The organism is Christiangramia sp. (genome assembly GCF_029937855.1).
In the GTDB taxonomy this organism is placed as follows: domain Bacteria; phylum Bacteroidota; class Bacteroidia; order Flavobacteriales; family Flavobacteriaceae; genus Christiangramia.
On the sequence record NZ_JAPYPC010000019.1, the window covers coordinates 68,933 to 77,942 of the forward strand.

7 protein-coding genes are annotated in these 9,010 nt (G+C 36.8%); 4 read left to right on the forward strand and 3 right to left on the reverse strand.

Annotation, left to right across the window (positions count from 1 at the left end; genetic code table 11):
* Nucleotides 1–14: 14 nt before the first annotated feature.
* Genes Q1K34_RS11155 through Q1K34_RS11165 form a run of 3 tightly spaced genes read right to left on the reverse strand, consistent with a single transcriptional unit; the run spans nt 15 to nt 3,687 of the window.
* Nucleotides 15–371, reverse strand: coding sequence for a four helix bundle protein (locus tag Q1K34_RS11155; protein ID WP_300438592.1), 357 nt, complete (start codon nt 369–371; stop codon nt 15–17).
* A gap of 59 nt (nt 372–430) precedes the next feature.
* Nucleotides 431–2,899, reverse strand: a complete 2,469-nt coding sequence (locus Q1K34_RS11160; RefSeq protein ID WP_300438595.1) for a polysaccharide biosynthesis tyrosine autokinase — start codon at nt 2,897–2,899, stop codon at nt 431–433.
* Nucleotides 2,899–3,687, reverse strand: a complete 789-nt coding sequence (locus Q1K34_RS11165; RefSeq protein WP_300438597.1) for a polysaccharide biosynthesis/export family protein — start codon at nt 3,685–3,687, stop codon at nt 2,899–2,901. Before Q1K34_RS11165 ends, Q1K34_RS11160 begins: the two co-directional genes overlap by 1 nt.
* Nucleotides 3,688–4,320: 633 nt before the next feature.
* Here Q1K34_RS11165 and Q1K34_RS11170 point away from each other — a divergent pair.
* The 4 genes from Q1K34_RS11170 (at nt 4,321) to Q1K34_RS11185 (ending at nt 8,747) form a co-directional block, all read left to right on the forward strand.
* On the forward strand, nt 4,321–6,195 hold the full coding sequence (locus Q1K34_RS11170) for an ABC-F family ATP-binding cassette domain-containing protein (protein ID WP_300438601.1): 1,875 nt from the start codon (nt 4,321–4,323) through the stop codon (nt 6,193–6,195).
* A gap of 316 nt (nt 6,196–6,511) precedes the next feature.
* The gene (locus Q1K34_RS11175) at nt 6,512–7,330 is read left to right on the forward strand and encodes an O-methyltransferase (RefSeq protein WP_300438604.1); all 819 of its coding nucleotides are present in this window, start codon (nt 6,512–6,514) and stop codon (nt 7,328–7,330) included.
* A 385-nt stretch (nt 7,331–7,715) separates the two neighbouring features.
* Nucleotides 7,716–8,417, forward strand: a complete 702-nt coding sequence (locus tag Q1K34_RS11180) for an ABC transporter ATP-binding protein (protein WP_300438607.1) — start codon at nt 7,716–7,718, stop codon at nt 8,415–8,417.
* 162 nt (nt 8,418–8,579) lie between these two features.
* Complete coding sequence (locus tag Q1K34_RS11185) at nt 8,580–8,747, forward strand: hypothetical protein (RefSeq protein WP_300438611.1); 168 nt, start codon at nt 8,580–8,582, stop codon at nt 8,745–8,747.
* Nucleotides 8,748–9,010: the final 263 nt, after the last annotated feature.

Consider the following 9,010-nt stretch of genomic DNA (forward strand, 5'->3'; position numbering starts at 1 on the left):
ATCGTGATTAGTGATTAGTGATTAGATTTTTTATTAATATAATTTCTAAAACCTATACTCAATTTGCGAACTTCTGTTATTTGCTTAAAAATGGATTCTGCAGTAGAAATAAATTTAAGGCGTAAAGCAATTTCCACTTGAGTTTCAACTTCTGCAAGTGAACCTAAAGCTACATTCAGAAAATACAATAATTCTTTATCACTATTACGACCAGCTCCTTCTGCGATATTGGACGATACAGATACCGAAGCACGTCTTATTTGATTTGTTAATCCATAAATCTCAGAAGCTGGAAATTCAGCAGAAATCTTGTAGATAGTTTCAACCAAATCAATACTCTTCTTCCAAACATCCAGGTCTTTATGATTCATTCTTTTCTTAATTAATTCTCTTCACGCTTCACTCCTCACACCTCACTATTCACTATTCACTATTCGAAGTTCCTCATAAACTTTTTCCAGGACGCTTTTAACTGGGAAAGTTTTGTTGGTGCTGCTCCGTAATAACCTTTAGCATAACGATTATAACCGTAGCCATAACCATAGCCATAGCCATAACCATAGCCATAGCCATATTTGGCGCTATGGACAAAGTGATTCAATACAAAACTTATATTCTTTATCTCTCCCTTGTCGTATTTTTGGTTGATGGTCTCCAGCATCCCTCTTTTGGTATAATCCTGTCTAATCATATATAAAGTCGCATCTGCATGCTTGACCAGGTTAAGAGCATCGGCAACCATTCCTATGGGCGGCGTATCCAGAATTATATAATCATAATCTTGTTTAAGATCTTCAATTAATTTATCCATTTTCTCTGTTAAGAGTAATTCAGAAGGATTTGGAGGTACAGGACCTGAAGTAATTACATCCAAATAGGGAATTTTACTTTGCTGAATAATCTCATCAGGTGAAGCCTGATCAATTAGATAGTTTACAATTCCAAGGTCATTGTTTAATTCGAAGTCATCAAATATCTTTGGTTTTCTAAGGTCTACTCCAACCAGCACCGTCTTCTTTTCACTTAAAGCAAATACCGTGGCCAGGTTCATAGCACAAAACGTTTTTCCTTCACCCGATACTGAAGAGGTGATCATTACCGTTTTAGATCCCTTAACTCCCTGCCGTTTATACATGAATTGTAAACTCGATCTGAGCCCCCGGAAACTCTCTGCTATCGAGGATTTTGGCGATTGGAAAACAGCCAGATTTCCGTCCATCTTATTTTTCCCAATTAATCCTAATATTGGTATAGGGGACAATCTGGAAATTTCCTGGGCATTATGAACATTGGTATTTAGAAACACTAATAGGAAAACGAAAGTCAAAGGTATTAATCCTCCAACCATAACGGCCATTACATAATTTAACTGTGTATCTGGCCCAATTCTGCCTCCCCCGGTATCTTTCGCTTTATCTATCACTAAAACATCGCTTACATTGGCTGCTTTAATTAATCCAGCTTCACTACGTTTTTCCAGGAACATATTATAGGTACGCTCATTAATAGCATACTTTCTTTGAATTTTTAATAAATCCTGTTCTTCCTGTGGCAACTTTTTTACTTCCTCTTCAAATCTCCTAATCTGCCCATTAATATCATTTAATTCTGATCTTATTAAGCCTTTAGAAGAATTGATATTTTCTAAAAGAATAGATTTAACCGTATTAATTTGGCGATCTATATCATCAAATACCGGTGAATTTTCCTTTAAGGTATATTGATAATTACTTCTCTCTTCAGCCAGCTGGATAATTTTACTTACTCCGGAAGAAATACTACTTTCAGAAATACCTGCTACAGAAGGAGCTGGCACATTAGAATAATCATCTCTGGTTTGCAGATACTCTTCTAAATTATTGTAATATGCTAATTGTCGTCTTATAGTTTCCTTACGTGCATCCAGGTTTGACAATTTTCCGGTTAACTCTGAACTTTCAGCGGAAATATCTAAAATGGTATTGCTATTTCGAAAAGAATTAAGCTCGTCCTGAACTTCCTTTAATTGTTCAGCCTGAACAGCCAGGCTACTATCAATGAATCTAATAGTTTTTGTCGCAAAAAGATTTTTGCGCTCCAGCATATTCTTACTAAGTACGGCAACTGAACCATTAAGATAATCTACAAGCCTTGCTTTATTTAAGCCCACTTGGCTAAGATTTAACACCGAGGACCCATTAGACTGAGGTTGAATATTAACCCCGCGATATCTACCTACAGCACCATCGAAATTTAAAAAGCTTACATAAAATACTTTTCCGGGCTGCAGAGAATTTTCAGTTCGTTCAATATACCCGGAGAAAAACGGAAGCCTAATATGTTCCCCTATTTTAAAGTTTCTATCAAATTCCCTGGCTTCAACTGTTCGGTTATCAGTTTCCTGTGTCCTATAATTAGTCCTGGCAAGGTTAGCGGGTATCTTCGCTTTAAGATTATAGCTTAGATCATCCAGCATCCTTATTTCAAGGCCAACATTATTAGCCTGAAAGGCTGCAGAATCGGCGATTATTTTAAAAGGTGTTTTTCCATAGGAGTCCACTCGCTGATATTCCCCATCTTCTAAATAGTTAATATAAAATTGTAATTCTTCAACAACTGCCTCGTTATGAGACCTGGATCTTAGGATCGTCATTGCAGTATTTACCTTGTCTGAAGTCCCACCCCAGTTAAAAGTTAGACTCGTATTTGATGTGAAAAATGGATTTTGATCATCTTTAATAGAAATAGTATTACCCAATTGATAAACCGGTAGTTTTCTAACATTGTTATAATAGGCTACCGCTAAACTAATTCCTACGGAAAGCAAGATTAGCTTCCAGTAACTGATTACTTTTAGAATAAAACCCTTAAAATCAAAGGTGGATCCTACATCTGATATGTGATCATCTTCATGCGCCATTACCTGGTAGTTAAGAAATAAATTGAAGTTGCCAGCGTCACCAGACTTACTACGGTTCTAAATACCTCTATCCCTGTAGTTCCCAGTCCCAATGCTTTTCTAGGCAAAGGATTTACCACGATCATATCGTTTGGCTGAATATAATAATAAGGACTACTCAGGGCATCAATATCTGTAACATCAATAGTATGGACCTCCTCTCCCTGCGGATATTGCCTGATGATCTGAACATTTTCCCGGTCTCCATAATCTGTGATCCCTCCAGCATTGGCAATAGCTTCCATTATAGTTACATGATCTTTATAAACAACCTGACTACCCTGACTTATTTCCCCTAAAGTTGTGTATCGAATCCCGGCAAGTTTGACGGTCACGAATATATTTGCTTCTTCTTTAAAGTACTCTTCCAGTAACTTTTTTTCGATTTTTTCCCTAACCTCCTTTTCGGTGTGCCCCAACACATTGATCTCTCCCATCGTAGGCACCCGAATATTCCCGTGATCATCCACGGTAAAGCCATCAAAATAAACTGCTTCTTCGGTAGTGGCATTTGGATTTTCACTGCCAATCGGATTAAACATCCCTACAATATCCTGATCAAGTGCTTTAACTCTGATGCTTAATAAATCACCTGTTTGAATACGGTAAGGTTTGCGCAATCGCTGAACCTGAATGATGCTGTCCACCTCTTCTTCATATTCCTGAAGGTAGGACATCTGCTTGGTAGATACGCATGAGGTTAAGGCTAGTATTACAGCGAATAAAAACAAAAAGGATTTAAATCGCATAGAGGGCTTCACATTGTTTTAACAAATATAGTTTTTACCAACAAATATCAAAACTTTAGGATGGAATTAAGTTGTTGACTATTATCTAAAACAAGTTTATCTAGATTTCATAAATCGTAATTCAATTTTATATTGTCATTTCGAACGCAGCGAAGCGAAGTGAGAAATCTTGTCGTCATGCTGAACTTGATTCAATAAAAATCTGAATAAATCTTTAATGATAATTGATAAAGGCTCATTGGGTTTGCTCATACTTCGACAGGCTCAGTATGGCAAATAATAAATTTGTCATTTGGAAGAAACGCAGCGAAGTGAGAAATCTCATCCTCATTTCTTAATTACTAAATAGGTAAACCTCACAAAAGATCTAATTTACACCATTTGAAAACAGACTTTAATAAAAACCTTTAATTCCATTGAATAAGAGACTCTTCGTTTCACTCAGAGTGACAATTAACAGCAAATCCAAACCCAGAACCTAAACGCATGACAGACAACTGAGAACTGAGAACACATAACCCAGAACTGCAAATTGATCATTGTTTATTGATTATTGCTCATTGATTAATCTTACTTCGTATTTTTGCGATCAATCTACAGACTACTGTCTATAGTCTAAAGTCTTAAAAACACATGAACTACCTCTCAGTAGAAAATATAGCGAAATCCTACGGCGAACGCGGGCTTTTTGAAAATATAAGCTTCGGAATAAACAAAGACCAGAAAGTTGGTTTTGTCGCTAAAAATGGAACCGGGAAGACCAGCCTTTTAAATATCCTGGCAGGAACCGATTCCCCCGATGAAGGGCAGGTGATCTACCGTAATGATATTCGCGTGGCTTTTCTTTCCCAGGAACCGGATTTAGATCCTGAACTTACTATAGAACAAAGTATTTTTACCAGTGAAAATCCTACGCTTAAGGTTGTTGAACAATACGAAAAGGCTTTATTAAATCCTGAAGATGGAGATACACTTCAAAAGGCTATGGATTCCATGGAAGCAAATAATGCCTGGGATTTTGAAACTGAATTCAAGCAAATCCTTTTTAAACTAAACCTGGAAGATTTGCAGGCAGTGGTGAAGAATCTTTCCGGAGGACAAAAGAAAAGACTGGCCCTGGCCAGAATGCTCCTTAAAAAACCGGATTTTATAATCCTGGATGAGCCTACCAACCACCTGGATCTGGATATGATCGAATGGCTGGAGGAATACTTCAAAAAACAGGATTTCACCATCTTTATGGTGACTCACGACAGATACTTTCTGGAACGGGTTTGTAATGAGATCATCGAACTTGAGGATGGGAAACTTTATACGTACAAGGGAAATTACTCCTATTACCTGGATAAAAAAGAGGAAAGACACCAGCTGGAAGCGACCAATACAGATAAAGCCCAGCAATTATATAAAAAAGAACTGGACTGGATGCGACGCCAACCCAAAGCGCGTACGACAAAATCCAAGTCCCGTATCGAAGATTTTCACGAGATCAAGCATCGAGCGAGTCAGCGCCGGCAGGACCATAAAGTCCAGCTGGAATTGAATATGGAACGGTTGGGAAGTAAGATCGTGGAAATTCACAATATTTCTAAAGAGCTAGGCGGAAAACAGTTAATGAAAAACTTCAGTTATACTTTTCAAAAAGGGGAACGACTTGGTATTATTGGTAAGAACGGAACAGGAAAGTCCACTTTTCTGAATATGCTTACCGGGAATATGAAACCGGACACCGGTAAAATAGTGATCGGAGAAACGGTAAAATTTGGATACTATACACAAAAGGGCATTAAAATTAAACCCGGACAAAAAGTTGTTGAAGTTATTAAAGAGTTCGGTGATTATATTCCGCTAAAAAAAGGCAGACAGATTTCTGCCGAACAGCTTCTCGAACGATTCCTTTTCAGCAGAAAGAAGCAATACGATTTTGTGGAAAAGCTCAGTGGTGGTGAAAAAAAACGGCTTTACCTGTGTACGGTTTTAATTCAGAATCCAAACTTCCTTATTCTGGATGAGCCCACCAACGATCTTGACGTACTTACCCTGAACGTACTGGAAAACTTCCTAATGGACTTCCCCGGTTGTATCATCGTGGTATCCCACGACAGGTATTTTATGGATAAAATTACCGATCACCTTTTCGTTTTCGAAGGAAATGCTGAAGTTACCGACTTCCCCGGTAATTATACCGATTATAGAGAATATGAGGCTTCTAAACCTAAGACAGAAAAGTCATCTTCAGAAAATTCTGAATCCAAAAAAGAACAGAAAGAATACAAATCCAGCAGTTCTGGTCCTTCCCTAAGTTATAACGAAAAGAAGGAATATAGTAAGCTGGAAAAAGAAATTGCAAAACTGGAAAAAAAGAAAGAAGAGATTCAGCAAAAATTTTTAGAAGAATTGGATGGTGATGAGATTGCTGAAAATTCAATGAAACTGAAAGAAATTGAGAATGAAATTGAATCTAAAACTGAACGTTGGTTTGAGTTGATGGAAAAACTTGAGAATTAGTAGGCAGTTTTCAGTTTCAGTTGGTAGTATTTTGGAATAAAAAATTAGAACTCCGTCATTTGTTCGAATGTCGCGTAGCAAAATGAGAAATCTCTGATAAGATAAATTTTTAATTTAAAGAGATCTCTCCTTTCGGTCGAGATGACATTCTTCTTTTCGAATTAGAATTGTCATTTCGAATGTAGCGTAGCGTAATGAGAAATCTCTTTCTGAATACAGAATTTAAATGAAGTTGATAAAAAAATTATTAAATAAGAGAAACATCTAGTCGGCCTAGCACTATCTAAGGCTTGATCCCTGAATTCATTACTAAAAAATGCTTTTTAAAATTAAATCCTACCTAAACTTCCTCTTAAGAAGCCAAAACCAACACGGGCTCCACTCCCCTTTTGTTTATGACCTGGTGACTAATTGTTTTTACGATAAAAGTAACCACCAGGATTATGGGCTTATTAAAAATTACCGTAACGATCTTCTAAGAAATAAAAATCTTATAGAAGTAACAGATTTTGGAGCCGGAAGCAGAGTTTTTAAATCACACAAAAGACCTGTGTTTTCCATTGCCAAAAATGCCGGTATTACGCTCCATAGAGCAAAATTATTATATCGTCTTACTAATTATCTAAAGCTAAGAAACGTACTGGAGCTTGGAACCTCACTGGGAATTGCTGCTTCTGCTATTGCTGCCAATAAGAGAACAAATTTAACCACTATTGAAGCTTGTCCTGAAACATCAAAAATTGCTAAGCAGCAGTTCAAAAAATATGATCTAAATAATATTCGGTTGATCAATGCTCAATTTGAATCCGCTATTTCTAATCTAACTTCCAATCTCAACCCCAAACCTCAAACTCCAAACTCTAAACTCGGAAATTCCCAAAAATTCGATCTTATTTATTTCGACGGAAATCATCAAAAGGAAGCAACTTTAAACTATTTTGAAACACTCCTGCCCGCGGCTCATAATGATTCAGTCTTTATATTTGATGACATCCATTGGTCACCTGAGATGGAAGAGGCCTGGGAAGAAATTAAAATTCATCCCGAAGTTCGGGTAACTATAGATACTTTTCAATGGGGACTGGTTTTTTTCAGAAAAGAACAGCAAAAACAGGATTTTACAATCAGAGTATAATTTAATTTTACTCTTATTATAAAAATCAATCAAAATAATTTAATTCTTTCCAAATACATTCTTTTCAGGTTTATCTTTTTTGCAAGTGTAGTGCTTCCATGCCGTTAAAAATTTTCGAAACCTTGGAGAAAATTTAGGCGTGGAAGTATGGTTTCAATTTGCGGTAGCAAAATTGAAAACACCTACAAAAAAGTGTCCTTTTTTTGGTTCGTTTTTTTGGACAGGCAAAAAAATGAACATTATATAATTGAATTGAAACCGTTTGTTTCCCCTGAGGTTGGACAAGGGGTTCTCCAATGAAAAAAATAAACTCAAACATCGTAATCATCAAATTTTTGTAACAAAAAACCTAAATTCACGTCATACCATTGAAAATTTATTCTGAATGAGCAAAGTAATCGAGATTCGTACCATCACGAGAGATTTCCCTCTGGGACAGGAAGTAGTTAAAGTTTTAAAAGGAATAGACCTGGATATAGATCGTGGCGAGTATGTAGCCTTTATGGGTCCTTCCGGTTCAGGAAAATCTACTTTGATGAACCTGCTTGGTTGCCTGGATACTCCAACTTCCGGTTCTTATATTCTCAATGGAAAAGACGTTAGCCAGATGAGTGATGATGAGCTTGCTGAAATTAGAAATAAAGAAATAGGTTTTGTGTTTCAAACTTTTAACCTTTTACCAAGAACTACAGCCTTAGACAATGTAGCCTTGCCTATGATCTATGCAGGCGCTTCGAAAGCTGAAAGAATAGCACGTGCAGAGGATGTTCTAAGAAGTGTTGGCCTTGGAGATAGAATGGATCATAAACCAAATCAGCTTTCCGGTGGACAAAGACAAAGGGTTGCTGTGGGAAGAGCTTTAGTGAACAGTCCGTCTATTATTCTTGCCGATGAGCCTACGGGTAACCTGGACTCCAAAACTTCGGTGGAAATCATGAAACTATTTGATCAAATCCACGCAGATGGAAATACAGTGATCCTGGTAACCCATGAAGAAGAGATCGCCGAACATGCACACAGGATCATTCGACTTAAGGATGGAATGGTGGAAAAAGATGAAAGGAAAACAGTTTTCAGTGAAAAGTGAGTAGTGAGTAGTGAGTAGTGAGTAGTGAGTAGTGAGTAGTGAGTAGAATTTAAAAAAATTATAAACTCTTTGTCTTTTTTTGGACTATTAACCATTAACTCAGAACTACTTACTTTGATCTTCAAAAATATTTTTTATCTTGTATCTACCAAGACCTTTACAATGATCGATTTAGACCAGGAAACCTGGATTTATCTTGCCATAATAGCTGTTTTTTTAGCATATTTCCTATGGAATTCCCGCCGCACGAAAAAGCTTAAAAAGGAACGAAGAAATAGAACCTTTAGAAGGAGATATTTAGAAAGAAAACGCGAAAGCGACAGCCATTAATTAGCCACACTGATCCCTGAGCCTGACGAAGGGTCGAAAGGCAAAATATTATTCTTCTTAATTTAAAGATCCTTTTTTCTTATCATTTCGATACGCAGCGCAGCGAAGTAAGAAATCTCCTTATTATTTCCAAACCATACATACTCTATCAATCCACACCTCATACTATGTAAATCGACCTTTAGTGTCATTTCGATACGTAGCGCACCGAAGTGAGAAATCTCATTTTAACAGCCAAATAGTGATCAATTGAAAAATCAAAA

Coding starts and splice junctions, on each gene's coding strand:
- Q1K34_RS11155 (WP_300438592.1), bottom strand. CDS start 371: ATGAATCATAAAGACCTGGATGTTTGGAAGAAGAGTATTGATTTGGTT.
- Q1K34_RS11160 (WP_300438595.1), bottom strand. CDS start 2,899: ATGGCGCATGAAGATGATCACATATCAGATGTAGGATCCACCTTTGAT.
- Q1K34_RS11165 (WP_300438597.1), bottom strand. CDS start 3,687: ATGCGATTTAAATCCTTTTTGTTTTTATTCGCTGTAATACTAGCCTTA.
- Q1K34_RS11170 (WP_300438601.1), top strand. CDS start 4,321: ATGAACTACCTCTCAGTAGAAAATATAGCGAAATCCTACGGCGAACGC.
- Q1K34_RS11175 (WP_300438604.1), top strand. CDS start 6,512: ATGCTTTTTAAAATTAAATCCTACCTAAACTTCCTCTTAAGAAGCCAA.
- Q1K34_RS11180 (WP_300438607.1), top strand. CDS start 7,716: ATGAGCAAAGTAATCGAGATTCGTACCATCACGAGAGATTTCCCTCTG.
- Q1K34_RS11185 (WP_300438611.1), top strand. CDS start 8,580: ATGATCGATTTAGACCAGGAAACCTGGATTTATCTTGCCATAATAGCT.